Origin of the sequence: Chlorobaculum sp. 24CR, from assembly GCF_004118635.1 — a bacterium.
Classification (GTDB): Bacteria; Bacteroidota; Chlorobiia; order Chlorobiales; family Chlorobiaceae; genus Chlorobaculum.
In genome coordinates this window covers 87972-114574 of record NZ_SDGU01000061.1, presented here as the reverse complement: position 1 = coordinate 114574, position 26603 = coordinate 87972, and the positions used below count along the sequence as shown (strand labels likewise).

The 26603-nt window shown below is 59.0% G+C and carries 26 protein-coding genes and 1 CRISPR repeat array; of the genes, 15 read left to right on the top strand and 11 right to left on the bottom strand.

Going from position 1 to position 26603, the window contains the following annotated elements; translation table 11 throughout:
* Positions 1–471 precede the first annotated feature (471 nt).
* Together EST62_RS11215 and EST62_RS11210 are read right to left on the bottom strand one after the other, a co-directional pair.
* Positions 472–747 (bottom strand): helix-turn-helix domain-containing protein, encoded by a 276-nt coding sequence (locus EST62_RS11215; RefSeq protein ID WP_129052162.1) that lies wholly within the window; start codon positions 745–747, stop codon positions 472–474.
* Positions 740–1093: a type II toxin-antitoxin system RelE/ParE family toxin gene (locus tag EST62_RS11210; RefSeq protein WP_129052161.1), complete on the bottom strand. Its 354-nt coding sequence runs from the start codon at positions 1091–1093 to the stop codon at positions 740–742. The genes EST62_RS11215 and EST62_RS11210 overlap by 8 nt, the downstream gene beginning before the upstream one ends.
* 184 nt (positions 1094–1277) lie before the next feature.
* On the opposite strand from EST62_RS11210, the gene EST62_RS11205 reads away from it, so the two are divergent.
* The 3 genes from EST62_RS11205 to EST62_RS13555 are packed head-to-tail and all read left to right on the top strand — an operon-like array spanning position 1278 to position 3634.
* Entirely contained in the window at positions 1278–2237 is a 960-nt protein-coding gene (locus EST62_RS11205) for an aldo/keto reductase (RefSeq protein WP_129052160.1), read from the top strand.
* Between the two features lie 30 nt (positions 2238–2267).
* The gene (gene cfa, locus EST62_RS11200) at positions 2268–3410 is read left to right on the top strand and encodes a cyclopropane fatty acyl phospholipid synthase (RefSeq protein ID WP_129052159.1); all 1143 of its coding nucleotides are present in this window, start codon (positions 2268–2270) and stop codon (positions 3408–3410) included.
* Between the two features lie 11 nt (positions 3411–3421).
* The gene (locus tag EST62_RS13555) at positions 3422–3634 is read left to right on the top strand and encodes a hypothetical protein (protein ID WP_167599327.1); all 213 of its coding nucleotides are present in this window, start codon (positions 3422–3424) and stop codon (positions 3632–3634) included.
* 165 nt (positions 3635–3799) lie between these two features.
* Here the strand turns inward: EST62_RS13555 and EST62_RS11195 are convergent, their stop codons facing one another.
* A complete protein-coding gene (locus EST62_RS11195; protein WP_129052158.1) occupies positions 3800–4228 on the bottom strand; it encodes an Hsp20/alpha crystallin family protein in 429 nt (142 codons plus the stop codon).
* A 337-nt stretch (positions 4229–4565) separates the two neighbouring features.
* On the opposite strand from EST62_RS11195, the gene cas3 reads away from it, so the two are divergent.
* From cas3 to EST62_RS11145, 10 genes are all read left to right on the top strand, one after another.
* Positions 4566–7157, top strand: a complete 2592-nt coding sequence (gene cas3, locus EST62_RS11190) for a CRISPR-associated helicase Cas3' (RefSeq protein ID WP_129052157.1) — start codon at positions 4566–4568, stop codon at positions 7155–7157.
* Between the two features lie 17 nt (positions 7158–7174).
* Complete coding sequence (casA, locus tag EST62_RS11185) at positions 7175–8743, top strand: type I-E CRISPR-associated protein Cse1/CasA (RefSeq protein ID WP_129052156.1); 1569 nt, start codon at positions 7175–7177, stop codon at positions 8741–8743.
* A gap of 11 nt (positions 8744–8754) precedes the next feature.
* Complete coding sequence (casB, locus tag EST62_RS11180) at positions 8755–9291, top strand: type I-E CRISPR-associated protein Cse2/CasB (protein WP_129052155.1); 537 nt, start codon at positions 8755–8757, stop codon at positions 9289–9291.
* Positions 9288–9920, top strand: a complete 633-nt coding sequence (gene cas6e, locus EST62_RS11175) for a type I-E CRISPR-associated protein Cas6/Cse3/CasE (RefSeq protein ID WP_129052154.1) — start codon at positions 9288–9290, stop codon at positions 9918–9920. Before casB ends, cas6e begins: the two co-directional genes overlap by 4 nt.
* A gap of 21 nt (positions 9921–9941) precedes the next feature.
* Positions 9942–11000, top strand: a complete 1059-nt coding sequence (gene cas7e / locus EST62_RS11170) for a type I-E CRISPR-associated protein Cas7/Cse4/CasC (protein ID WP_129052171.1) — start codon at positions 9942–9944, stop codon at positions 10998–11000.
* Positions 10997–11713 carry a type I-E CRISPR-associated protein Cas5/CasD gene (gene cas5e / locus EST62_RS11165; protein WP_129052153.1) on the top strand — a complete coding sequence of 239 codons (717 nt, stop codon included), beginning with the start codon at positions 10997–10999 and terminating at the stop codon, positions 11711–11713. Before cas7e ends, cas5e begins: the two co-directional genes overlap by 4 nt.
* Positions 11703–12593, top strand: coding sequence for a type I-E CRISPR-associated endonuclease Cas1e (gene cas1e, locus EST62_RS11160; RefSeq protein WP_129052152.1), 891 nt, complete (start codon positions 11703–11705; stop codon positions 12591–12593). The genes cas5e and cas1e overlap by 11 nt, the downstream gene beginning before the upstream one ends.
* Entirely contained in the window at positions 12581–12916 is a 336-nt protein-coding gene (gene cas2e, locus EST62_RS11155) for a type I-E CRISPR-associated endoribonuclease Cas2e (protein ID WP_129052151.1), read from the top strand. Before cas1e ends, cas2e begins: the two co-directional genes overlap by 13 nt.
* 8 nt (positions 12917–12924) lie before the next feature.
* Positions 12925–15211: direct repeats of the CRISPR family, unit length 28 nt; unit sequence GTCTTCCCCACGCCCGTGGGGGTGTTTC.
* Between the two features lie 72 nt (positions 15212–15283).
* A complete protein-coding gene (locus tag EST62_RS11150) occupies positions 15284–15556 on the top strand; it encodes a CopG family ribbon-helix-helix protein (RefSeq protein ID WP_129052150.1) in 273 nt (90 codons plus the stop codon).
* Positions 15537–15827 carry a type II toxin-antitoxin system RelE/ParE family toxin gene (locus EST62_RS11145; protein ID WP_129052149.1) on the top strand — a complete coding sequence of 97 codons (291 nt, stop codon included), beginning with the start codon at positions 15537–15539 and terminating at the stop codon, positions 15825–15827. The genes EST62_RS11150 and EST62_RS11145 overlap by 20 nt, the downstream gene beginning before the upstream one ends.
* A 183-nt stretch (positions 15828–16010) precedes the next feature.
* On the opposite strand, the gene EST62_RS11140 is transcribed toward EST62_RS11145, so the two are convergent.
* A complete protein-coding gene (locus EST62_RS11140; protein WP_129052148.1) occupies positions 16011–16895 on the bottom strand; it encodes a DUF4438 domain-containing protein in 885 nt (294 codons plus the stop codon).
* Between the two features lie 293 nt (positions 16896–17188).
* On the opposite strand from EST62_RS11140, the gene EST62_RS11135 reads away from it, so the two are divergent.
* Positions 17189–18607: a M23 family metallopeptidase gene (locus EST62_RS11135; RefSeq protein WP_167599326.1), complete on the top strand. Its 1419-nt coding sequence runs from the start codon at positions 17189–17191 to the stop codon at positions 18605–18607.
* A 102-nt stretch (positions 18608–18709) separates the two neighbouring features.
* Here EST62_RS11135 and arfB read toward each other — a convergent pair whose 3' ends face one another.
* From arfB to EST62_RS11115, 4 genes are all read right to left on the bottom strand, one after another.
* On the bottom strand, positions 18710–19126 hold the full coding sequence (arfB, locus tag EST62_RS11130) for an alternative ribosome rescue aminoacyl-tRNA hydrolase ArfB (protein WP_129052147.1): 417 nt from the start codon (positions 19124–19126) through the stop codon (positions 18710–18712).
* Positions 19123–19755: an HAD family hydrolase gene (locus EST62_RS11125; protein ID WP_371414695.1), complete on the bottom strand. Its 633-nt coding sequence runs from the start codon at positions 19753–19755 to the stop codon at positions 19123–19125. The genes arfB and EST62_RS11125 overlap by 4 nt, the downstream gene beginning before the upstream one ends.
* Positions 19756–19865: 110 nt before the next feature.
* The gene (locus tag EST62_RS11120) at positions 19866–20816 is read right to left on the bottom strand and encodes a WD40 repeat domain-containing protein (protein WP_129052146.1); all 951 of its coding nucleotides are present in this window, start codon (positions 20814–20816) and stop codon (positions 19866–19868) included.
* A 123-nt stretch (positions 20817–20939) separates the two neighbouring features.
* Complete coding sequence (locus EST62_RS11115; protein ID WP_129052145.1) at positions 20940–22097, bottom strand: glycosyltransferase family 2 protein; 1158 nt, start codon at positions 22095–22097, stop codon at positions 20940–20942.
* 469 nt (positions 22098–22566) lie between these two features.
* Here EST62_RS11115 and EST62_RS11110 point away from each other — a divergent pair, with 469 nt between their 5' ends.
* The gene (locus EST62_RS11110; protein WP_129052144.1) at positions 22567–24069 is read left to right on the top strand and encodes an IS5 family transposase; all 1503 of its coding nucleotides are present in this window, start codon (positions 22567–22569) and stop codon (positions 24067–24069) included.
* Positions 24070–24203: 134 nt separating this feature from the next.
* Here the strand turns inward: EST62_RS11110 and hisG are convergent, their stop codons facing one another.
* Genes hisG through EST62_RS11095 form a run of 3 tightly spaced genes read right to left on the bottom strand, consistent with a single transcriptional unit; the run spans position 24204 to position 26576 of the window.
* Positions 24204–25085: an ATP phosphoribosyltransferase gene (gene hisG / locus EST62_RS11105; protein ID WP_129052143.1), complete on the bottom strand. Its 882-nt coding sequence runs from the start codon at positions 25083–25085 to the stop codon at positions 24204–24206.
* A 27-nt stretch (positions 25086–25112) separates the two neighbouring features.
* Entirely contained in the window at positions 25113–25844 is a 732-nt protein-coding gene (locus EST62_RS11100) for a UDP-2,3-diacylglucosamine diphosphatase (RefSeq protein ID WP_129052142.1), read from the bottom strand.
* A gap of 18 nt (positions 25845–25862) precedes the next feature.
* Positions 25863–26576 carry a diacylglycerol/polyprenol kinase family protein gene (locus EST62_RS11095; RefSeq protein WP_129052141.1) on the bottom strand — a complete coding sequence of 238 codons (714 nt, stop codon included), beginning with the start codon at positions 26574–26576 and terminating at the stop codon, positions 25863–25865.
* Between the last annotated feature and the right edge of the window lie 27 nt (positions 26577–26603).

The following is a 26603-nucleotide window of genomic DNA, read 5'->3' as shown; positions in this document are numbered from 1 at the left end:
TACATTATGACTTTTATGAATATATGTGCTCAATTATTACACTTTTATCTTTAACGAAGCAGAGCTTCGGGGAATATATCCCATAGAGATTTAATCTTTGTTCGACGGCTTTTATTACTTATATATTCACGGATATAGAGAAACAAAGCAATATAGTAATACCAAAAAACATTGTTGAGGATTTTAAGTTGACAGAAAAAAGACTAAATGTGAGTCTTTTCGAAAACAACTTATATTTCTTAGCTAAATATAATCGTTTAACAATCTATCAAGCCAAGAATAACGTATATTGTTCTAGCAAAAAAATCTATGGAGTCAATGATTAAATTGGCAAACACTATTTTTTATTGATTTCGATTCTCAAGCGCATTAATTCAAGACTACATATGGATAGATTATTCTGAATTGAATTGAATTGAATTGAATTGAATTGAAAAACCATGCAAAAATGACATCACCCAGCACAATCACCTACTGTATCGTAACGTGTATCTTCTTGCCCAACGCTTCAGCATAGTTATACAGCGTTGAAAGGCGGATGTCATCAGCGTGATTTTCGATTCTTGAAATTGCCGACTTCTTGGTTTTCAACTTTTCGGCCAGCGCTTCCTGGGTAAGCCCGGCATTTTTTCTCGCCTCTTTTAACAAGACACCGATTTTAAATTCTTCGTATCCTTTATCGAAGTTCTCAGCAAATTCAGCGTCAACGCTTTTGCGCTTTTCAATCGCTCGCTGCAAGTCATCCATTATTTTTTCTCCTGAGATATTCATTCTTTCTTTGCTCCGCTAAAGTAATTTGCTCCATCGGAGTTTTCTGCGATTTCTTTGCGAACCCGTTAGTCAGAATTACCAGATTTCCATCGTCGAAAAAGCTGAGCAGGCGAAACTCATTGTTGCCCTGCGACGCACGAACCTCCCAAATTCCATCGGTATTTTTCAGCTTCTTGAAATACTCCGCCGGAACGGACGGTAGTTCCGCCACAAGCCGGAGTACCCAGAATACCTTGCTCGCCTCTTTTGTCGAAAGAGATTCCAGAAACTCATCGACCGGACTTTTTCCGGTTGAAGTCTTGAAAAATTTAATAGTTCGCATATTTCATGTTAACAAATAAGTGAACGACCTGCAAACTCAAAAAGTGTCGTGTTTTTCAAAACTCCTCCACCATCCCCTCCTCCCATCAATCACCCCGGAACGAACTGGCGACTGAAAGAGATTTCATAGTTGTACAGATATACTCAAAACCTGAACGACCTCGTTCAACAAACACTACCTGCCCATGAAAAAGCGACGGTTGGGTACGACGGATATGGAGATCACGCCGGTCGGGTTCGGCTGCTGGGCTATCGGCGGGGCGAACTGGGCCTATGGCTGGGGATCGCAGAGCGACCGTGATGCTGTCGAGGCGATTGAAAAAGCGGTGGAGCTCGGCATCAACTGGATCGACACGGCGGCGGTGTACGGTCTCGGCCATGCCGAGGAGCTGGTCGGCAAAGCGTTGCGGGGCCTCGCCGAGAAGCCTTTCGTCTTCACCAAGTGTGGGCTTGTGTGGGACGACGCCCGCGCCATCGGCAACAACCTCCGCACGGACTCCATCCGCCGGGAGTGCGAGGCAAGCTTGCAGCGCCTCGGTGCCGACCGCATCGATCTGTACCAGATTCACTGGCCGAATCCGGACGCCGAGATCGAGGAGGCGTGGCGCGAGATGGCGCGGCTTCAGGAGGAGGGGCTTGTGCGGTACATCGGCGTCTCGAATTTCAATGTCCCGCAGATGGAGCGAGCCGCCGCCATCGCGCCGATTGCGTCGTTGCAACCGCCCTACTCCATGCTGCGCCGGGCGATTGAAACGGAGATCCTGCCTTACTGCGAGCAGCACCAGATCGGCGTCATCGTCTATTCGCCGATGCTTTCGGGAATGCTCACCGGCGCGATGACGCGCGAGCGGGCGCTGAACCTTCCGGCGGACGACTGGCGACGCAACAACAAGGAGTTCCAGGAGCCGCGTCTCTCCGCCAATCTTGAACTGGTCGAACTGCTGCGCCGCATCGGCAAGCAGCACGACGCCTCGCCGGGCCAGGTTGCCATCGCCTGGACGCTCCGCCATCCGGCACTCACGGCGGCGATTGTCGGCGGACGCACCGCGGCGCAGGTCGAAGGCACAGCGGGGGCCGCCAGCCTCGCGCTTTCGGAACGGGAGATCGCACAGATCGAAACCTTTCTCGCCTCAATGCCTGCATAATCACGACAAGCAAAACTCACGGGAGAAGCTATGAGCGGCATTTACGAAAGCAAATTGAGAGCGCTGCTCGAATCGGCGGGCATCGCCGTCGGAGGCGGCAATCCGTGGGACATCACCGTCAACGACCCCCGCTTCTACAAGCGCGTCGTCACCGAGTCGCATCTCGGCATCGGCGAATCCTACATGGACGGCTGGTGGGACTGCCCGGCGCTCGACCAGTTTTTCTACCGGGTGCTTCGTTCACGCCTCGACACCAAAGTTTCGCAAGCGACCCGCGCCCTCGGCAATATCCTCGGCGTTCTGGTCAACCTTCAAAAACCCTCGCGGGCGTTCACCGTCGGTGAAGTCCATTACAACGCGGGCAACGATCTGTACGAGGCGATGCTCGACAAGCACATGCTCTACAGTTGCGGCTACTGGAAAGATGCCCGCGACCTCGACGAAGCGCAGGAGAACAAGCTGCGGCTCATCTTCAACAAACTCGACCTCGCGCCGGGAATGCGGGTGCTCGACATCGGCTGCGGCTGGGGCGGCGCGGCGCGCTTCGCGGCGGAGCACTACGGCGTGAGCGTCACCGGCGTCACGGTTTCGAGCGAGCAGAAGAAAAAGGCCGACGAACTGCGAAACAACCTTCCGGTCGAGGTGCGGCTCGTCGATTACCGCCAGCTCAGCGGCAGCTTCGACCGCATCTACTCCATCGGCATGTTCGAGCATGTCGGCGTAAAAAACTACCGGCGCTTTTTCGAGATTGCCCGCAACTGCCTCAAAAATGACGGCCTGTTCCTCCTGCACACCATCGGCAGCAAGCGCTCCTCGACCCACACCGACAAATGGACGCACAAATACATCTTCCCCAACTCCATGCTCCCGTCGGCCCGTCAGATCACCACCGCCGCCGAGGGCCAGCAGCTCATCGAAGACTGGCACGCCTTCGCCAACGACTATGACCACACGCTCATGGCCTGGCACCGGAACTTCGAAGAGCACTGGCCTGCACTTCGCCACGCCTACAGCGAACGGTTCTACCGCATGTGGCGCTACTACCTGCTCAGCGCCGCCGGATCGTTCCGCGCCCGAAACGTCCAGCTCTGGCAGATATTGTTGTCAAACAACGGAATTACGGGAGATTACTACGTGCCGAGGGAGCACAAAAAAGTTCTGGTGAAGGGGTAAGTCTTCTGTCAATGGCAACCACCATCATTGCGAATCCCGACTTGTCGGGATCGATACCGCACACGGGCCTTGAACATGATTATCCAGACAAACCATTGTCATTCCCAACTGTAGGGACGGGTCTTGTGCCCGTCCTCTTCCTCTGTCTGTTCATGGAAAGCCGCATCGCCAAGTGCCGACTTGTCGGGACTCGCGATGGCGAATCTCCGTCATTTTTATTTTGACAAACCGGTAATCGGAAGAACACCCTCCCCACAAAGTCGCTGACTTTCAGATAAATCCTCAGCCCGCATTAACCGGATAAATCAACTCCGCCCCGTCGCCCGGCCACAAAAAAACCCCGCATCCGAGGACGCGAGGCTTGAGAGGTGTTTTTGTTCTCTGGCCGATCAGCTTACGGCGATCTCTTTGCTCTTTTTCTCTTCCGGCTCCTTTTTCGGGACAACGATTTTCAGCACGCCATTGTCGTAATTGGCCGTGATGTTCTCCGCGTCCACGTTTTCGCCGATGGTGAAGCTCCGTGACAGGCTGCCCCACGAGCGCTCGACCCGGTGGTAATTCTTGCTTTTCTCCTCCTCCTCCTGCTGGCGCTCAGCACAGATGCTGATGACCTCGTCCTCCATCGTCACCTTCACATCCTCCTTCTTCACGCCCGGAATGTCGGCGGAGAGGTAAATGGCTTTTTCATCTTCACTGATATCCACCTTGAAGGTCGGAGCGATCATCGAGCCCATCGAGCTGATGAACGGCGTCATCTTTTCGTTGAACACATCTTCGAACATCTTCAGGGGATCCCTTCCATACAGCTTCAGGTTCATGGTTCTGCTCCGTTTGTTGGTTCTTGAATCTGGTTCGGCACAACGTTATCAATGAATTCTAACACGTTTCAGGCCGACAAAATTCCATGCCGGGCCTCCGCAGAATCACTTCAAGATGATGTGACGAGCCTGGCACAGAAGCGAAACCTCTCAGGCTCGTTTGCGAACAATTTCCCCGATCGAGAGTACCGATAGTTCATTGCACTAATTTTTTACATTCTATTTATCGCCCCGACCCCACACGCCAGCAGTTCCGGTTCATTGTGGATTCGGTTGACCGTTTTGTGTTTTGCGCCTTGCCCAACCACACCGTTCAAACCTCACAACCCGACCATCCATGCGTCATTACCCAAAATCCCTGAAAAATGCGGAGGCTCCGGCTGAACATCCGCCGCTGCCGCTCGAAAGCTGCCTGGCCAAATCGCGAAAAATCGATGCCCTGCGCTCCGTTGCCGGGCGAACGGTGCTCGACCACTGCCGCATCGCGGGCGAGGTGGCGCGGGAGCTGATCGCCCGCTCGCCCGCCTATCTGCGCGAGCCGTTCTTCCCCGGCGGCTCCACGCTCGTCGCCGCCTGCCACGACCTCGGAAAGGTCAGTCCGACATTTCAGCAAAAAATCTATGCAAAGATTGAGAACGCCGATGCATCATCGCTGGAAGCGTTACGCAATGTCGATCACTCCATCGATGAAAATAAAAGCTGGGGCGGACACGCGGGCGTGAGTCAGTGCGCTCTCGAAGCGCTGGAGGCGGGCAAAACCGTCGCTTCGATTGCCGGTTGCCACCACGGTTACGCGCCGAATCTCGGCGCACGATCCGCCGACGCGGAGTCGTTCGGCGGCGCGGCGTGGCAAGCCGAGCGAGCGCGGCTTTTGGCGCTGCTGATGGAGGCGACGGGCGAGCGGTTCCCGGAAATCCGCGATCCGCTGCACGCCCGCGTGCTGGCCGGGCTGACCTCCGTGGCGGACTGGATCGGCTCCGGCGCGACCTTCGACGACCCGGCAGTGCCGTGGCAAAGCCGCATCGCCAGCGCCGTCGATGCCGCCGGATTCACGCCGCCGCGCCTCGCGCCGGGGCTGTCGTTTCGGGAGATTTTCGGGTTCGAGGCGCGCCCGATCCAGCGCGGCCTGATCGAAGCAGCCTGTCACCCCGGCGTCTATATCCTCGAAGCGCCGATGGGCATCGGCAAAACCGAGGCCGCGCTCTACGCCGCCTACGCCGTCGTTTCGTCCGGCAATGCACGCGGGATATACTTCGCGCTGCCGACGCAACTGACCTCCAACCGCATCCACGAGCGGGTCGAGCGCTTCCTCGACAAGGTGCTCGAACCGGGCTCCAGCAACCGAAACGCGCTGCTCGTACACGGCAACGCCTGGCTGCGGGAGTTCGACCTCGGCGCGGACGCCGCGCCCGGCTGCTCGTGGTTCAGCTCCGCCAAGCGCGGACTGCTCGCCCCCTTCGCGGTCGGCACCATCGATCAGGCGCTGATGGCCTCGATGAACGTCAAGCACGGCTTCGTCCGCGCCTTCGGCATCGCGGGCAAGGTGGTCATTCTCGACGAAGTTCACTCGTACGACGCCTACACCGGCACCATTCTCGACCGGCTGGTGGGCGAGTTGCGGCGGCTGCGCTGCACGGTCATCATCCTCAGCGCCACCCTCACCGGCGAGCGGCGGAGCGCGTTGCTCGGCGCGGAACGAAGCGCGGAAGCGCCCTACCCGCTCATCTCGGCGCTGGCTGACGAAGCGCTGGAGCCGGTCGAAATCGCGCCTAAAACAACCCCCGGAAACCGCGTCGCCATCCGCCAGACGCTCGACATCGACGAGGCGCTCGACGAAGCGCTCGACCGCGCGGATTCCGGCCAGCAGGTGCTCTGGATCGAAAACACCGTCAGCGAAGCACAGGAGATGTTCAAACTCCTCGCCGCACGAACTGACGGCATGGCAATCGAGTGCGGCCTGCTTCACTCTCGCTTCATCCACCGCGACCGCGAGGTGCTCGAAAATATCTGGGTCACGCGCTACGGCGCGGATGGCGCGGCGGCGCGGCGCGAGCGGGGGCGGATTCTCGTCGGAACGCAGGTGCTGGAGCAGTCGCTCGACATCGACGCCGACTTCCTCGTCACGCGCCTCTGCCCGACCGACATGCTCTTGCAGCGCATCGGGCGCTTGTGGCGGCACAGCTTCCACCAGCGCCCCGCCGGAGCGAGGTGCGAAGCGTGGATCGTCAGCGCGGAGTTCGAGGCCGCCGAGCAGAATCCGGGCGAGGCGTTCGGCAAAAGCGCGAAGGTTTACAGCCCCTACGTGCTCCTGCGGACGCTTCAGGCGTGGGCTGGCGTGGAAACGCTCTCGCTGCCGGGCGACATTCGCAGCCTGCTCGAACGCACCTACGAAGCGAGGCCGGAGAGCGAGGCGATGGCGAAACTCAAAGCCGAACTCCAGAAACACAAGGCGAAGCTCGAAAGCTTCGCGCTTCAGAGCGTCTCGTTGGACCTCCTCGAAAAGCCCGACACCAATGTTGCCACGCGCTACAGCGACATCGACAGCGTCGAGCTGCTCCTGCTGCAATCGGTCAGCCACAACCACGCGGCGCACGAAACCACGGTGACGCTGCTCGATGGCAAAACGCTCACGCTGCCGCACGACTTCGCCGCCGGGAAGAAGCGCGAGCAGCGCCAGCTCGCCGCGCGTCTCGCCACGCAAACGCTTCAGGTCGCCGATTACGCCGCGCCCACGGCGCCCGGACGCAACACGCTTTCGTGGCTCAAGCCCTACTTCTACCTCGGCGATCCGTCGAAGAGCGAAAGCCTCCTGCGCGTCGCCATCGTGGGCGAGGGCGGCCAACTGAAGCTGCCCGGCGGCGGCGCGGCGTCCGGCGACTACGAACTGAGTTACAACCCCCGTTTGGGATACCAATACGAAAAACGATAACCCTCATCGACACAGCCATGCAAAACCGTTTCAACCTGATCGACGAGCCGTGGATTCCAACCATCGGCAAAGGCTTCGCGAGCCTCGGCGACATTTTCAGCGATCCCAACATTCCCGCGCTCGGCGGCAACCCGGTGCAGAAGATCGCCCTCACCAAGCTCCTGCTCGCCATCGGCCAGGCCGCCTGTACGCCGGAAACCACCGAGGAACTCGAACAGCTCGACGCCGAAACCTTCCGCGCCGCCTGCCGCGCCTACCTCGAAAAGTGGCGAGACAGCTTCTGGCTCTTCAGCGAACGGCCGTTCTTGCAGATGCCCGCCGTCCGGAGGCTGATCGAGGAGCGCAAGCAGACCGAACTGAAAGCCGCGCCTGCCGCTCCGGCGAAGAAAAAAGAGGCCGCGCAGAAAAAGGCGGAGGACGACGCCCTGCCCCGCGCAATTGGCACGGGCTTCTTCCCCGACCTGCCCGCCGAGAACAACACGATTCTGAGCCAGTTCCAGTTACTCGAAACCACCGATCCCGCCGAAATGGCGCTCTTCATCGTCACGCTCATGAACTTCGCCTTTGGCGGCAAGCGGATCGAAAAGAACCTCGCCCCGCTCACTCACGGATTCACGGGCAAATCGGTCTCAGCCAAGGCGGGGCCGAGCATCGGTAATTACGTGGGCTACCTGCACTCGTTCCTCACCGGCCCGACCCTGACGGATACCCTTCTGCTGAACCTGCTGTCGCGGGAGCAGATTCGCGACAACCCGTACTGGAAATCGGGCCTCGGCAAGCCACCGTGGGAGCTGATGCCGGAGGGGGAAGATTGCCCCGCCGCCAACAATCTGAAGAACTCCTACATGGCGACCCTGCTCTCGCTGTCGCGCTTCGTGCTGCTCGACGGCGAGGGCATCTACTACGTCGAAGGGCTGCAATACCCAAGCCACAAGGAGGGGTGGCGCGAACCGGGCATGACGATCAGCGATCAGGAAAAACAGTTGAAAGTGCTCTGGATCGATCCCGACAAGCGCCCGTGGCGCGAGTTGCCCTCGATGCTCGCCTTCCTCGAAAGCGGTGAAAACAAAGGCTTCGAGTGCCAGTTCATCAGGTACGGACTCACGCGGGCAAAGCGAAAGCACCAGCAGATCGGTATCTGGTCCGGCGGACTTCGCGTCAGCGCGAACTCAGGCGACCAGTCGGTGAAGCAGGACAACGATTTTGTCGAATCCCTCTTCCTGTTCAACTCCGAGGCAATTGATAAAAACTGGTACGACCGGTTCAAGCAGGAGATGGAGTCGCTCGACCAGCTCTCCAAAAGGGTCTATGCGGCCACAAGGAGCTATTTCTCTAAACAGAACATGGACGGCGGCGACCTGGCCTCCAACGCTTCGGGCCTCTTCTGGCAGCTCTGCGAGCGGCGCTTCCCGGAACTGGTCGACGCCTGCTATGAGCCAAACAAACTTCCCGCCATCCGCAAAGCGACCGCCGCGCTCGCCTTGCAATCGTACGACGCCTACTGCCCGAAGGAGACGGCGCGGCAGATCGATGCGTGGGCGGAGTGCCGACCGAATTTTGCGAAGCGTTACATCAACAACCGATAAAACCAACCGTTATGGACAACGAAAAAGAGAAGAAAACCGGCAGGCCGGAAAAGTTCGTGGAGTTCGTGACCGGGCTGTGCCAGCGCGACAAGGGGGCCGCCGCCGCTTTGCGCCGGGCGGACAACCCGGCGACCGAGTACCAGAGCTGGGAGTACCTCGCGGGCTTCAACATCGACCTCGAAAACCGGTTCGAGCGCGTTCCCTACGCCACCATCGCCGCCGCCATCTCGCGAGCCAAAGCGGAGCGCAACGGCTCGGCGGGCATCGGCAAGGCCATCGCCTTTTGCTACGACGACAAAAGCGCCAGCGAGCAGGCCAAAGCGCGGCTCCGGCGGCTGCTCGCCTGCGATTCGGTGGAGGAGGCTTGCCGGATTCTGCGCCCGCTCTTCAGCCTGATCGACTCGAAGGCGGCAGTCACGCTCGACTACGCCAAGCTGCTCGACCAGCTCCTCTGGTTCCATCGCGACAGCAACCGCGTCAAAACGGCCTGGGCGACCGACTTTTACCGCCACGCCGCCAAAGCAGAAAACGAGGAGGTGGAGGCATGATTGCAACAATGCTCACCCTCACCCGCAAGGACGTCAATGCGCTGCGCATGACGGACGACTATTCGCTGCACCGCGTCATTTACAGCCTTTTTGAGGACGTGCGCTCGGAGGCCGAAAAGCGGTCGAGCGTTCCCAGCGGCTTGCTCTTCGCCGACAAGGGGGGCGATGCCAAAGGCAGGCGAATCCTCATTCTGTCGGACAGGCCGCCGCTGCAACCGGCGCACGGAACGCTGTCTGCGTCGTGGACGGTGCCCGACGAGTTCCTCCAGCACCGCTTCTACAAGTTCGAGGTGACGCTCAACCCCACGCGCAAGGAGAACAAGAGCGGCAGGCGCGTACCCATCAAAACCCGCGAGGAGGTGGCGGCGTGGTTCGGCGGCAAGTCGCTCGCGTCGTGGGGATTCAGCGTCGATCCGGCGCGGCTCGACGTGCGAATGCTGCCGGTGATGCAATTCAGCAAGCAGGACGACCGTCCCGTCACCCACGGAGCGGCCAGCGTGTCGGGAATGCTGCGGGTCGAAAACCGCGACCTCTTTATCGAAAGCTTCAACAAAGGCATTGGCCGGGGCCGGGCGTTCGGCTTCGGGCTGTTGCAGATCGAACCTCTCAAAGACGACTCAAACCACTAAAACCATACCACCATGAACACCATGAACAACAATCCATTCAAGGGCCAGCGCATCGAGTTCCACATCCTCCAGCCCTTCCCGGTCACCTGCCTGAACCGCGACGACGTTGGCGCTCCGAAAACCGCGTCGGTCGGCGGCTCCACCCGCGCCCGCGTCAGCTCGCAGTGCTGGAAGCGCCAGGTGCGCCTCGAAATGCACAATCTCGGCGTGACGCTCGGCATCAGGAGCAAAGAGAGCAAAACCAAAAACCTCTCGACCTACCTTGCCAAAGCCTGCGTCGCACTCGGCGCGGATGAGGAAAAAGCGCAGGCTTGTGGAGAGAAGATTGCCGCCGCCTTCAGCAACGACACGCTTTTCTTTTTCAGCGAATCGGAGGCAAACGCCTACGCGCAGTACGCCGCCGAAAAGGAGTTCGACGCCACCAAGCTCAACGACAAGGAGCTGGCGAAGCTCTCGAAAAAAACGCTCGATCCAGCCAAGGATGGCCTCGACATCGCGCTGTTCGGGCGGATGGTGGCGCAGGCTGCCGAGCTGAACATCGAGGCTGCCGCGTCGTTCGCTCATGCCATTTCGACGCACAAGGTGAGCAACGAGGTCGAGTTCTTCACCGCGCTCGACGACCTTGCCGAGGAGCCGGGTTCGGCGCACATGGGCAGCCTTGAATTCAACTCCGCCACCTACTACCGCTACGTCAGCCTCGACCTCGGCCAGCTTTCGGCGAACCTCGGCGGCGCACAGATCGCCGACGCGGTGGAGGCGTTCACCAAGGCGCTTTTCCTGGCCGTGCCGAGCGCCCGGCAGACGACGCAATCGGGCGCGTCGCCGTGGGAGTTCGCGAAAGTCTTCATCCGCAAGGGCCAGCGCCTTCAGGTTCCGTTCGAGACCGCCGTCAAAGCGAAGGATGGCGGATTCCTCCAGCCGAGCATCAAGGCGCTCACCGACTATCTCGCCAAAAAGGAGCAGCAGGCCGGGTCGCTCTTCGGCAAGGAGCGGGAGTTCACCTTCGGCGGCGAGGACGAAACGTTCAGCATCGACACGCTGGTCGGCGAAATCCGCAACTTTATCGAAGCGAAATCATGAGCAATCCATTCATCCTTTTATGGCTCGAAGCGCCCCTGCAATCGTGGGGCGCTGACTCGCGCTTCGGGCGGCGCGACACGCTCGACTTCCCCACGAAGTCGGGGCTGCTCGGCCTGCTCTGCTGCGCCCTCGGCGCTGGCGGGGAGCAGCGGGAACTGCTCGACGAAATGGCCAAACTCCGCCAAACGGTGCTCGCGTTCCAGCGCGAACGCGGCGAGCGCCCGCCGCTCTTGCGCGACTTCCAGATGGTCGGCAGCGGGTACAATGAGAAAGACAAGTGGGAAACTTTGCTGATTCCGAAAAAGCGCGATGGCGGCGGCGCGGTGGGCGGCGGCACGAAGATGACCTACCGCTACTATTTGCAGGAGGCCGCGTTCGCCGCCGCGCTGGAGGTTCCGGCGGCGCGGGCCGGGGAGTTCGCCGAAGCGCTTCAGTCACCCGTGTGGGACATCTATTTCGGACGGAAGTGCTGCGCGCCGACCGACCTGGTGTTCCGGGAGTGCTTCGAGACGGAGGCGGAGGCGCTCGAAGCGGCCTCGGCCATCGCCGCCGGAAAGTCGCTCCGGGAGGCGTTCCGCGTTCGCGACTACGCGCCGGGCGACGAAGGCGAGGGGGAGGTCGTGGCGCTCAACGACGTGCCGGTGCAGTTCGGCCCAAGGAAAAAATATCGCCAGCGGCGAGTAACCATAATCCACCACAACGATGAAGAGTAACGCACTCGGCAACGAAGGGAATCCGGCGCGGCTTTTGATAAAAGTGACGCGGGATACCCTGCCGCAGGTCAAGGAAAAGTATCCGTTTCTGTATCTTGAGAAGGGTCGGATGGAGATCGACGACAGCAGCATCAAGTGGATCGATTGCGACTGCAACGTCGTGCGCCTGCCGGTCGCCATGCTGAATTGTATTTTGCTCGGCCCCGGCACGACGGTGACGCACGAAGCGGTCAAGGTGATGGCCGCCGCCAATTGCGGCATCTGCTGGGTGGGCGACGACAGTTTGATGTTTTACGCCAGCGGTCAGACGCCGACCAGCAACACGCGGAACATGACGCATCAGATGAAGCTGGCGGCCAATCCGACAAAAGCGCTCGAAGTGGCGCGGCGGCTCTTCGCGTACCGCTTTCCGGACGCGAATCTGGAGAACAAGACGTTGCCGCAGATGATGGGCATGGAGGGTTTGCGGGTGCGGAAGTTTTACGAGGAGATGGCCGTGAAGTACAAGGTGGGCTGGAAGGGGCGGCGGTTCGAGCCGGGAAAATTCGAGATGAGCGACACGACCAACAAGATTCTCACGGCGGCAAACGCGGCCCTGTACAGCATCATCATGTCGGCGGTGCACAGCATGGGCTATTCGCCGCACATCGGGTTCATTCACTCCGGCAGTCCGCTGCCGTTCATTTACGACCTGGCCGATCTGTACAAGCAGCACGTCTCCATCGATCTGGCTTTTGCCATGACTGCCGAGATGGCCGGATATTACGACCGGCACAAGATCGCCGCGGAGTTCCGGAAGCGCGTCATCGAAATCGACCTGCTGGGCAAGATCGGCCCTGACATCGAAACCATTCTGGGGAAAAAGCCATGCTCGTCGTAGTCGCCAATGACCTGCCCCCGGCGGTGAGAGGCCGGATGAAGCTCTGGTTCATCGAACCCAGGGCGAACGTTTTTGTGTCGGGCGTGCGGGACAGCCTGGCCAGAAAGGTGGTGGACTATCTGCACGAGCACTGCCCGCCGAAAAGCGGCCTGATGATTTTCAACAGCTCGAACACGTGCCCCGGCTACGAGATTTTCGGCTTGGGCGACACGCGCAAAGAGATCACGGAAATTTCGGGCCTGCCGCTCGTGATCGAAAAATCCGCCGCCTCGCCACCAGATAACCCAAACAGCTTGACGCCAGACGTCCCGAAACCCCAGTAAAACCCAGTGTCTTCCCCACGCCCGTGGGGGTGTTTCCTGCCCAAGGACTGCCCATGGGAAGTTATTACCGTCTTCCCCACGCCCGTGGGGGTGTTTCTGATACGAAATTATCGCGTTGTAGCATTGCCCAGTCTTCCCCACGCCCGTGGGGGTGTTTCCCTGCAAATAGCGGGGGTGGGAAGGGGTTACCGAGTCTTCCCCACGCCCGTGGGGGTGTTTCTAAATCTCCGGGGCCGCACCAAATGCCGGGCGGGTCTTCCCCACGCCCGTGGGGGTGTTTCCAATGGAATACCCTATGAGTGACAAAAAAGAAAGTCTTCCCCACGCCCGTGGGGGTGTTTCTTTCTCGGAGAAGGACAGACTTAGATCGGAAAGGTCTTCCCCACGCCCGTGGGGGTGTTTCTCCACCGACGCTTTCCGACGGCATGACAGGCAAGTCTTCCCCACGCCCGTGGGGGTGTTTCTAAAACCCACTCTGGTTAATGGTTCTATGGTTAGTCTTCCCCACGCCCGTGGGGGTGTTTCTGCAGGAAACCGGGACTGGTCAGGCATGATAGAGTCTTCCCCACGCCCGTGGGGGTGTTTCTTGGCCCACAAGCTTATACGAAATCACCACAAAGTCTTCCCCACGCCCGTGGGGGTGTTTCATTTTAAGACGTACACCCTCGCACTCTTAGACGGTCTTCCCCACGCCCGTGGGGGTGTTTCTATCTAAAGGCGCAACGATGGCTTCATATATGAGTCTTCCCCACGCCCGTGGGGGTGTTTCCACATTGCAGGCCGGTATTTTGAAGGCATGGAGGTCTTCCCCACGCCCGTGGGGGTGTTTCTTTACGAGACCGTAGATATTGACGCGAGACCGGGTCTTCCCCACGCCCGTGGGGGTGTTTCTGAAATCAACGCCGCGCCCGCGACCAGCGCGACGTCTTCCCCACGCCCGTGGGGGTGTTTCCACGGCATGAGCGTACCCCTTTCTACAAAAAAAGTCTTCCCCACGCCCGTGGGGGTGTTTCTTGCGGGCTGGACGGTCACTGTCTGCGCAGACAGTCTTCCCCACGCCCGTGGGGGTGTTTCTCTGCTCTTCCGCGTCTGGAAAACGCTCGCGCCGTCTTCCCCACGCCCGTGGGGGTGTTTCCTGCGTCCGCCGAGAAAGCCGGGGCAGTGCAGGGTCTTCCCCACGCCCGTGGGGGTGTTTCTGAGCAGCAGTCCATCTGCGTCCCCGCCGGGAAGTCTTCCCCACGCCCGTGGGGGTGTTTCTCATATCGAGAATCTCATCGGCTGTCGCAGCGGGTCTTCCCCACGCCCGTGGGGGTGTTTCCTTCCGAACAGGCTGTACTGCAACCGTGATATGGTCTTCCCCACGCCCGTGGGGGTGTTTCTCTGCCGGAGGTAATCCCTCGACATGCCGTACAGTCTTCCCCACGCCCGTGGGGGTGTTTCTGTGCTGTACCAAAGCAGCACGAAGGTACCGCAGTCTTCCCCACGCCCGTGGGGGTGTTTCTAAAAGCTCTTGGCTCAAGGCGTCCGCCTGAAAGTCTTCCCCACGCCCGTGGGGGTGTTTCTCCAGACCAAAGACTCTTCGCTGGCGTATTACAGTCTTCCCCACGCCCGTGGGGGTGTTTCCGATTTACAGAGACCGGGAAGTGGTCAGACCCTGTCTTCCCCACGCCCGTGGGGGTGTTTCTCTGGAACAGCTCCTCGAAAAAGTGCGAAAGATGTCTTCCCCACGCCCGTGGGGGTGTTTCTGCTTTCTTTCATCTCCAGCGACGACCGAGACCGTCTTCCCCACGCCCGTGGGGGTGTTTCTTCCTTTTGCGATAGACATGGATTTTGATGACGGTCTTCCCCACGCCCGTGGGGGTGTTTCCGAAGGAGAGGCTCTTCCCTCGACGCATGCCGAGTCTTCCCCACGCCCGTGGGGGTGTTTCTGCCGTGGAGTCGGGGATTTACGAGGTGTGGCAGTCTTCCCCACGCCCGTGGGGGTGTTTCTTGGAAAAGCGAGTGGCGAATGTATCGTCGCAAGTCTTCCCCACGCCCGTGGGGGTGTTTCCGAGGGCATCATGAGCTGAATCACATCGTGCACGTCTTCCCCACGCCCGTGGGGGTGTTTCGGAGCTGAAGACTGCACAGATCAACCTGAAGGTGTCTTCCCCACGCCCGTGGGGGTGTTTCTTAATACCACGCCAACGGCGAGAAACAGGCTGTGTCTTCCCCACGCCCGTGGGGGTGTTTCTCCCAGACTCCACGGTATTCTGAGCAGGGCAAAGTCTTCCCCACGCCCGTGGGGGTGTTTCTATTCCGTTCGTTTGAAACAAGCCTTTCCGTTAGCTAACTTGTATTTTATTGAAATACAAAACTCAAGCAGAGATGAATACATCAACGAAAAACAGTGAGCAAAAGGAGCAGATCAGCTTTCGTATTGCCTCCAGCGAGAAAAGGCGAATCGAGAGACTTGCCCAAGCTCTGAACCGGGACAAGACGTTCGTTTTCACGGAAGCAATCAGCCACTATCTGGATCTCAACGAATGGCAAATAGCAGGCATTCAGGAAGGGCTGGAAGACCTTGAACACGGACGAGTCGTTTCACAAGAAGAGATCGAGGACGAATGGAGGCGAAAGAGTGAAGGTTCAGTGGACTGAAAAAGCCCGGAAGCGTCTCCGTGAGATCGAGGCGTACCTCATCGCCGAAGAGTGTACGCCGATCAGAGCCAGCAAGCTCATTTTTTCGATTACCCGGAAAACCAGCAAACAGCTTGCAGACTATCCGCAATCAGGCCGGCCAGGAAGGGTAAAGAACACCCGTGAACTGTTCTTTTCAGACAGCCCGTTTCTGGTCGTCTATACGGCACGAAAACAGACGGTCACGGTACTTTCTGTTTACCATACAGCCCAACAAATACCCACCGCTTGAATCCTGAGAAACACTCGATGGGCCGCGCCCGTGGGGGTGGGCGTCGCAAAAAGTGGACGAGGTGGACAATGTGGACGAGGTTGACAGAAGAGGCGACGGGATGGGGTTGCTCCGTTCGCGTAAAAAAAGGCGACCTCGCAAATCGAAATCGCCCCTGCAAAAACAGCAAACCCTACCGCGCAATCACAACCTGGTGCCGATGCCGAGCAGGTCGGCGATGTTGGCTTTTGGGTCGATGACGGGGCGAATGGCGGGGGTGGCGCTGGTCATGATGGTCGTCACGCCGGGGCCGTGGCCCGCTTCGCGGCAGTCGCTGTGCACCACCACGCCAATGGTGACGGCCCCCTTGCGGTAGGCCCGCCCGTAGCGGTTGTCCTGGTCGAGCAGCGCCACGAAGTCGCCGAAGCGGATGCGATCGAGGCCGAACTCGCGCACGGCGTCGGCGTCGCTGGTCACGATGTCGTAGTCGCCTTTGGCCACGTGCGCCGAGCCGATGCCGGAACCCATGCAGTAGGCCGGAACCATCGTCGTCACCGGCACTTCAAGAACGCCATCGTCGGCGACCACGATCTTCATCTTCGCCAGAAGTGACGGATCGAGGTTGAAAAGCGATACTGCCGGGAAGTCGGTCAGCTTGAGGCCCTGCCCCTTCGAGCGCACCATGATGGTGTCGCCGTAGGCCATCTTCTCCTTCACGTCGCGCGGAAAATCGACGATGATGTGCTCCGAGCCGCCGTGATGGCCAAGCACCACTCCGCTCTCGCCCTTCGCCTCGCCGGAGACGAGGGTAGCTTTGTTGCCAACGCAGCTCAGCATCTGCACGGTGACGTTGGGGTGTTCGTAGGGTTTGTGCGTGTCGGCGGTGCAGCTCACGCCGGGTTCGATGTGGTCGCCCTCCCAGCCGAACGCCGGATCGCCCGCCTGGAGGTTGAGCGTGATGCCGCCGATGGAGGGCAGAATGAAGGGCGTGCCCTGATGGTCAACCTCCCAGGTTCCGCGAGTGCGGGGCTGGCCGGGCTGGCACTGAAGCAGAATTTCGACGAGGCGCTGTTCGTTGGTTGCAAGCATAGCGAAGTCAAAGGTTTAATGATAAAATTACGCCGTACGAAGAGACGTCGCCAGTAATTTGACCAGCATTCGACGCCACGACGCACGGTGAGCCAAGGATGAAAAAAATAAAGTCGCGCATCGCTATCCGAGAAAAAATTCTCTTTTCAGAGAGCTTTTTCCTCAGATACTCCTCGAAGCGGCGTATCAAATACGTAACGAATTTTCCTTTCCGAGCTTTTTTTATAACATTCAAACTTATGATTTTTATGAAGTGTCACCCCCTACGTTTTTCGTGAATTTATCCGGTCATCATGTACAATAAGCAGTTTCACCATCTTCTAATAAAATTACGCCAATCAGCGCTCTTCCGAAGTCGTCCGCGCCTTCTCGCCTCATCGACGGCCCTGCTCGTCGTTCTTTTCTTTTCAGTCAGTTTCGTCCTTTCCGCCACCTCCCGGTACGCCTCATCCGGACACTGGTCCGCTTCGCCGATCCATGCGCTCGGCAAATCCCTCGGCCTGACGAGTGACGACGAGCTTGGCATGAATGACGAGTCCGACAAGGTAACGCTCGACGAGGGCGAAAACGATCCGGCTCACCGCATTGAAAAGAGAGTTCTCAGGCGGGGCGAGTCTCTCTACACCATTCTCACCGCTGCCGGACTGACGCCGTCCGAAGTTCACGAACTCACCTCGCAACTCAAGGGAAACCGCGCCATCAGAGGACTGAGGGCCGGAAAAACCTATCAGCTCGAAACCGGAAAAAAAGGAAAGTTCATCAGTCTTTCCGTGCAGTCGAGTCCTTACGAAATCCTTCATCTCGTCAAGGATCAGCAGACCGGCAAGCTGAGCACCGAGCGCGAAACCATCGAATACGATACCCGCGTCGCCACCATCGAGGGAACCCTCCGCTCCTCGCTGTCGAGTGAGCTGCGCAGCCGGAACCGCGGCTCGCTCAATCCAAAAATCAGAAAAATCCTCTCTTCCAGACTCGATTTCAGAAGAGACATTCACCCTGGCGCGACCTACCGGATTCTGTTCCAGGAGCAGTGGGACGAGACCCATTGCGTCGGAACCGGCGACATTCTCGCCATCGAAATCAGCTCGAAAGGCCGGAAATTCAACGCGTACCAGTTCACCAATACCAAGGGCGACACCGCTTACTACGATGAAAAAGGGCGCGCCATGATGCAGGGCCGCGCCATGTTCGTCAAGCCGTGCAGCTACCGCCGCGTATCGAGTGGGTTCGGCTATCGTATCCACCCGGTCACCGGCCAGCGCCAGTTCCACGGCGGCATCGATCTGGCCGCGCCCGTCGGCACACCGGTGAGGGCAGTGGCCGACGGGCGCGTCATCTTCCGCGGACGCAAGGGCAATGCGGGCAACATGATCACCATCGCTCATTCCGGAAAGGTTCATACGATGTACCTGCACCTGAGCCGTTACGCAGCCTCCTGCCGTTATGGCAAACGGGTGAAACAGGGCGATATCATTGGCTATGTCGGCTCGACCGGCCGCTCGACGGGGCCGCACCTCGATTTCAGGATCATCAGGAACGGACGCCCGCAGAATCCTCTGGTGGCGCTGAAGCAGGTCGCGCCGCGCCGATCGCTTTCGCCTGCGGAACTGCACAGCTTTATGGCCAGAGTGCAAACCTATGAGCGGCAGCTCAGCGCCGACCGCCCGGTCATGGTGGCCGATACTGGCGAATCTGGCGAATCGGTGCTCTGAGCCGACGGACAGGCTTCAATCAAAAAGCCCCCGGAATGCTTCATCTGTATCGGCATTCCGGGGGCTTCTGCGTTTCAACGAACTCTGGAGCTGCGGCGCGGTTCAATCGTCATTGACAGGTTTTCTCGACGCCTTGATCTCGCCTCGTTTCGCTTTCTGTTCGAGCCGTTTTGCTGACGCGCTTTTTGGCGGCTTCGTCGGTTTGCGCATCTTCTGTTCGACCAGCGCTTTGGTCAAAATGCCCTGAAACCGTTCGAGCGCGTCCTGTCGATTTTTCTCCTGCGAACGGTAGCGCTGGGCGCGGATGACGAGCACCCCCTCCCGCGTTATCCGGCGGTCACGCTGCTGCATGAGCCGCGCCTTGAGTGCTTCCGGAAGCGATGACGCGCCGATATCGAAGCGCAGATGCACCGCCGTTTCGACCTTGTTGACATTCTGCCCGCCCGCGCCCTGCGAGCGCATGGTTTTGATTTCGATCTCGCTGTCGTCAACCGAAACACCTCTCGCTATGCTTATCACGTGCGCGCCTCCTCTTCTGCGGAACATTGCGAAAAAGCCGCCAGCAGCGGCGAAGCGAGCGTCTCCTTCCAGCTCCGGAAAAGGATGCTCTGGATGCCAGCTTCGGCGCACGTGCCGGTGTTGACCTCACGGTCGTCGATCAGGAGAAATCCGGAAGCATCGAAGCCGGAGGAATCGAGCACGTACCGGAACGCCTCCGGCGAGCGCTTCAGCCAGCCGTGCTCGTAGGAGAGAAAATAGCGATCCATGTTGCGCAGCACCGGAAAGCGGTCGATGAGGAAAGCGAAGTGCAAGGGGTCGGTGTCGCTCATGATCCAGAGCCGGTGGCGTTGCCGCAGCGTTTCGACCGCTTCGGCGCTGCCGGGCGTCGGCACGAAAATGTCTTGCCAGGCGAGACGGAGCCTGTCGGGCGGCAGGTCGCGCGTGAGCGGATCGGCGGCGATCATGCTGAGATACTCCTGCGGGCCGGTGCGCCCGGTGTCATGACGATCCTTGAGTTCGCCCTGGCAATAGCGCTCCATGATCGCCGCCGCGCCCGCTTCGCCCTTGCGCGAAACCGCCCGGCAGAACGGCATGAAGTCCACGTTGACCAGCACATTACCAATATCGAGAAGAATAACGCCCATCATTCAAGTATTCAGTTCCGGCCACCCTGTCCATGCAAATCCACCACTTCCCCGCCCCGAAAACAGAACTGCCGGGCGTCAAACCCGGCAGTTTTGGCAAAGCTTCTTAAACCTTACACGACGCCCCAGAGCTTGATCTTGAAGTCGTCGCTGCCGCTGGCGATCACCTTGCCGTCCGGCGAGAAGGCGACCGACTGCACCTCGTGCGTGTGGCCGCGATAGGTGTGCACGAGCACGCCTTTGGCGACGTCCCAGAGCCGCACCGACTCGTCGTTGGCGGCGCTGGCGATGAGCGTGCCCGCCGGGTTGAAGCAGAGGCTGCGAACGCCATCTTCGTGCCCTTCGAGGATGTGGATGATTTTGCCGCTCGTCGCGTCGAGCACCTTCACCTTGGCGTCGCGACCGCACAGCGCGATTTTGCTGCCGTCAGGGCTGAAGGCCGCGAAGTGCGAGAGCGTGTCGCCGGTCGGGTAGTTGGCGATGTTCTTGCCGGTTTCGATATCCCAGATTTTCACCACCGGCTCCTCGCCGCAACTCACGAGCTTTTTGCCGTCGGCGCTGTAGGCGATGCACTCGATGTAGGACTTGTGGCCGAAGAGCGTTTTCAGCTCACTGCCGGTTTCGGCGTCCCAGAACTTGATGGTGGTGTCGCGCGAGCAACTGGCCACCACCTTGCCGTCGGGGCTGAAGGCGATCATGCGCACCTCGGTATCGTGCCCCTTGCAGACGTGCAGGCACTTGGCGGTCACTACGTCCCAGATGCGCACGGTGCTGTCGATGCTGCCGCTGGCAACCTTGTCGCCCTTGGGGCTGTAATCGACGCACTTGACCCAGGTGGTATGGCCCGACATGGTATGGATCGCATTGCCGGTCTCGACATTCCACAGCTTCACCTTTTCGTCGAAACTGCCGCTGACCAGCTTCTTGCCATCGGGGCTGAAGCGCACGCCAAGCACCCGGTCTTCGTGACCGACGAGGGTTTTGATCAGGGCCGCGTCTTCGCGCACCTGAGGCCGTTTCAGTTCCACCTCTTTTTTGCCGAATATCTTCGAAAGAAAACCCATGTGTGTAGTTCGTTTGATGGTTGCCGGGCGACGGCATGACGATGCCGGAAAACGCCTGAAAAAATTGTCCGTTAATTTAAAAAAATTTATCCGTATCACCCACCGCCGACGCGCTCTGCGCCGCTAACTGCCATGACCTGAAAGCGGGTAGTTCCGCCCCTTCCACTGCGGCCCTTTGCCGAAAACGCTCAGGCGAAACGAGTTGGCGGCGATCAGAAGCAGCATCGCCTGCGAAAAGAGATGGAGCGCCACGGGCCATAACGGCTGGCGGAACTTCGCGGCGATGAGGAGGCGGATGAGGAGCGCCACCGTGATCTGCGCCGTCGGCAGCCAGAACAAGGCGAGCGAGCGGTCGCCATGCAGCGCCGACGTAACGAGGTAGCCGTACGGCGCGAGGTAGAGGAGCGCGACGAGCGCCATCAGGGCGAAGAGGCCAACGACGTTGTTGCCGAGTCCGGCGAAAAGATTCTTCGAGAAACCCTGCCACACCTCGCCAAAGCCCCGGTACATGCGGCAACTCACCGCGTCGGTTCCATCGAAAGCCGCCACCTTGCCGCCCGAACGCTTGACCGCCTTGCAGAGCCAGACATCCTCGACGATGTTGTTGCTGACCGACCGGTGCCCGCCGATCTTTTCGTACGTCTCGCGCCGGAAAAGGATGAACTGGCCGATGGCGTAGCAAAAAGCCGGAGAGCGACTTTTCCAGACCATCGAGAGCGGCAGGTAGCTGAAGAGGATGTGATAGACCAGCGGCACGATCAGCTTCTCCCAAAAGCTCTGCATCTGTTGCGCCGGAGTCAGCGAGAGCATCCCCGCGCCGTTGCCCTGCATCGCCTCGACCGCCCGCGTGAGCGCGTCGGGCCGGTGGCGCGTGTCGGCGTCGGTGAAGAGCAGCAGCTCGCCCGCCGCCGCTTCGCCAAGCTGCTGGCAGGCCCACGCCTTGCCGTGCCATCCGGCGGGCAACTCGCGACCTTCGAGAATCCGCAGCCTCGCGCCGAGCGGCGGAGCGGCGATCCGGCGGAGCGCGTCGAGTGTGCCGTCGCTGGAGTGGTCGTCGAGCACGATCACCTCGAAATCCGGATAGCGCTGACCGAGCAGCGAAGTGACGCACGCCTCGATGTTCAGCTCCTCGTTCCGCGCGGGCACCAGAAGCGACACCTTCGGCGCGAACGCGCCGTCGCCCGGCCCGGCGGGAAGCGGCGGCAAGTCGCCGAGGTTCTTCAGCACAATACCGAGAAAAACCAGCAGCGAACCAAGGATGAAAAGTTGATAAAAGATCACAAGCGTCTGTCAAAAAGAGATTGGGCTAAAGCCCTGATTTATTATGAGTTTTCAGGGTACCCCGGCTTAAAAGCCGGGGCAATTATCAAGAGTTGTCGTGGCTGCATGAACAAAAAGGCCGCACCAGGCGGCCTTGCATGACAAGATAAGGAAAGACGGGTGGAGCACAGAACCCATAGATATTCAGAAGGGTTTTAACCCTTCGGACATTCAAAACGCTCACATTATTACTCCGGCGATAAAACTCTTAAACAATTGCCCCGGACTTCAGTCCGGGGTTTATGGATAAGACAAAATATATAAGGGCTTTAGCCCAATCACTTTTTTTAGGGAAGATTGCGAATTAGGGGTTGCTGAATAATACTTAAATCATTTTATGATAATGAATTAAGCGGTATTTTTCGTATCTTGAATGCAAGGAAAAGCCTGAAAAAGCCCCAAAAACCTTGCACCTCGATACCACCGATTCATGTACCAGCCGAAGTTTCATCAGCTCACGTTCGAAAATTTCCATCTGCCGTTCGGTGGTAAACTCGATCCGGAAAACCGGTGGGTGAAGCTCGCCGACGTAATTCCCTGGCACGTCGCCGAGACGATGTATGCCAAAAACTTCATGTCGAAACGAGGCGCTCCGGCACTGACGGTCCGCATGGCGCTGGGTTCACTCATCATCAAGGAGAAACTCGGTCTTTCGGATGTCGAAACGGTCGAACAGATCAAGGAGAACCCGTATCTCCAGTTCTTTATCGGGCTTGAAGCGTACCAGCATAGAGCGCCCTTCGACGCCTCGATGCTGACCCACTTCCGCAAGCGCCTGAAGCATACCGATCTGGCGGCGTTGCAGGAGGAACTCCTGCAACGCCATCTGGCTGAGGAGCGAAAAAGGGCGAAGGAGAAAGGGAAGGAAAACGAGAAGGGAAACGAAAACGACGAAAAGGGCGATCCTGCCAACAAAGGCAAGCTCATCGTTGATGCCACCTGTGCTCCGGCCGACATCGCGTATCCGACCGATATCGGGCTCTTGAACGACGCCCGCGAGAAGACCGAGCAGATCATCGACGAGCTGTGCCAGATGCACCCGGAAGGGGTGAAGAAACCGAGGATGTCTCGCCGGACAGCAAGAAAGGATTTCCTTGCTGTCGGCATGAAGAAGAGTCTTTCAAGGAAGGCCCTCCGCAAAGGGCTACGCAAGCAGTTGGGCTATCTCAGGAGGAACCTGCAGTTCATCGGCACTCTGTCCGCATCGGTTCCGCTGACGGTTCTCTCGACAGCGCGGTATCGCGACTTGCTGGTGATCAATGAACTGTACCGGCAGCAGTTGGCAATGTACCAGAGCGACAAGAAGAGCATCAGCGACCGGATCGTCAGCATCAGCCAGCCCCATGTCAGGCCGATTGTACGGGGCAAGGCCGCAGCCAGGACGGAGTTCGGCATGAAGCTCTCGATCAGCGTCGTTGACGGCATCAGCATGCCGGAGCGAATGAGCTGGAACGCCTACAACGAAGGCTGCGACCTGGTACGGGATATCGAGCGGTACCGCGAGCGATACGGGTGCTACCCTGAATCCGTGCATGCCGACAAAATCTACCGGACGCTGGCCAACAGGCAGTGGTGCAAGGCACGTGGCATCAGGCTGAGCGGTGTGCCGCTGGGGCGACCACCGAAAGACGCCGAGAAGAACCGGGCCCGGCGCAGACAGATCAGGGAAGACGAAGGAATCAGGAATGCCGTTGAAGGCAAGTTCGGTCAGGCGAAGCGTCGATACGGACTGGGTCGGGTGATGGCAAAGCTTGCCGAGAGCAGTCTGAGTGTGGTCTCGATCATATTCCTTGTGATGAACCTGGATCGGCTGCTCGCCGCTCCTTTTTTGCGCCTGTTCGAATGGCTCCTTTTGGAGCTTGACGTAATCAGAAATTTGTTCGTGTGGCCATCTCCCCGAGCGCCGATTGAGTGCCGCAGGGCGATGGCTTGAATTCTTCAGTAGGCCCGAATTATTGTTGCCGGAGTAATAACATTGCCCCGGTTTTCAAGCCGGGGAACGCGAGGATTTCAAGCACCACCCGATCCCGAACGCTTTCGGGACAACCGTTGCGGCGCGGTTCCCTCTCAATCGATGAGCTTGTTGATGTTGTACTCGAAAATCCCCTCCGCGCCAGCCCGCTTCAGTTCAGGAATGAGCTTGCGCACGATCTTTTCGGCGACGATCACTTCGAGCGCCACCCAGTCATTTCCGGCCAGGCTCGAAACCGTCGGCAGGCGCAGGGCGGGAATGACCGACATGATCCTGTCGAGCGCGGCTTTCGGGGCGTTCATCTTGAGGCCCACCTTGCCCTGCGCGTTGATCGCGCCCTGGAGCAGCATGGCCATGCTTTCGATCTTCTCGCGCTTCCACGGATCAGCCCACGCGGCCTTGTTGGCGATGAGCTTGGTGTTGGACTGAAGCACCGTCTCGACGATACGCAGCTTGTTGGCCCGCAGCGACGAGCCGGTCTCGGTCACTTCGACAATGGCGTCGGCCAGCTCCGGCGGCTTGACCTCGGTCGCGCCCCAACTGAACTCCACCGAAGCGTTCACGCCGTTCTCGGCCAGATATTTTTTCGTGATGTTCACCACCTCGGTGGCGATGTGCTTGCCCTCCAGGTCTTTGACCGTCTTGATCGGCGAGCTTTCCGGCACAGCGAGCACCCAGCGCACCGGCCTCATCGAGGCTTTGGAATAGACCAGATCGGCCACCTCGACCACGTCGGAGTCGGTCTCGATGATCCAGTCCTTGCCGGTCAGCCCGGCGTCGAACGCACCTTGCGCGACGTAACGCGCCATCTCCTGGGCACGGATCAGGATCGCCTCCAGTTCGTCATCGTCGATCGAGGGAAAATAGGAGCGGCTCTGGACGGAGAAGTGGAAACCGGCGTTGGCGAAAAGTTCGAGAGTCGAATCCTGAAGGCTGCCCTTCGGCAGGCCCAGCTTGAGAACCTTGTTGTTGCTCATGTGATAAAAGAGAATCTGATAGTTGACTTAAAGCTTTTCGAGCCGGAACTCGCCCTGTGCGTACACGCCATATTGATAGCGCCCTTCGATCCATGAACCGAGATTGACGTAGGTGCCGCCCGAATTACCGACCACCTGCACGCGCTCCGAGTGGTTATGGCCGCAGACAAAGTAATCAAAATCACGTTCACGCGCCAAAGCAGCGGCAAAATCGAAAAGGCGCGTCGATTCAGCGCGCATATCGACCTTTTTGTGCTTGCGGCTGAGAAGGGAGAAGCGCTTCATGAGCGCCGTGCCGAGGTCGGAGTGAAAGGCCGTGAGCAGGCCGAGATTGAACGGGTTGCGCACGAAGCGGGCGAAAAGCTTGTAGCCGAGGTCGCCCTCGCCGAGACCGTCGCCATGCGCGACGAGAAAAAGCTTGCCGTCGTGGCGCACCTCCTGCAATCCGTAGCAGGTTTTCACGCCAAGCTCGTCGTCGAAAAAAGTACCGAGGTAAAAGTCGTGGTTGCCCGCAAACCAGGTCACTTCGACGCCGCTCCGGACAAGGGCCGAAAGCATACAGAAAAACCGGGTGAACCCTTTGGGAATCACGTGCCGGAACTCCATCCAGTAGTCGAGAATGTCGCCGAGCAGGTAGAGCGAGCCGCCCTGTTCGCGGATGAGTGCGAACAGGGTTTCGAGACGCTCCAGTTTTTCCTGTTCCGCCTGAGGCTCTTGCAGGCCGAGATGAAGATCGCTGAGAAAATAGAGTCCAGGCATCACACAGAGTCAACAGGTTCAGAGCAACGCGGAAAGCGCGATGACCCCCGTCGGAATGAGAATATTGTCCACCTCTTTCGGACTGACGGCTTCGATGACGGTGGCTGCGACGGCGATCATGGCGATCTTCGCGGGATCGAAGGATTCCGGCACGATCAGCCAGACAAAGAAGAGGCCCGCCCCAAGGCTCCCCGCAAGAAAGGCGAGGCTCCCCTCGACGCTTCGTTCGCAGAATACCTTGTATTTTATTTTACCCATTCTCGTTCCGATGATCGGCGCCAGACCGTCGCCCCAGCCGAGCACAGCCATCGCCAGCACTCCGGCGAAAAGTTTGTAGTAGAGGGTGCCGCAGATCATGGCGACCACCACGAAGTAGAGCGTACCCTTGAGCAGCTCGCGCTTGTCGCCGGTGCGGGTCATGGTTTTGACCGCCTGGTCGTCATCGGCGGCGAACAGCCCTTTCTGGATGAGCAGCAGCGTCCAGACGGCGAAGACCGTGATGTTCAGGTAGTGCGACCAGTCGCCGTCGCGGAAAAGGGGCAGAAACACGATGACCGAACCGGCGCAGATGTGGGTGATCTTGCGGCTGATGTCGCGCGGCAGGCCGTGGTTGGTCACGAGCCAGTCCATGAGCGGCGGTACGCTGAACACATACGCGAACGTGAGCAGCATGACCAGAACGTTGTGCCACACGACAGGCAGGTCGAAAAAGGTAGGGGCTATGGCTGTCATGACGCCTCCGGATGGTGAAGGTTATGA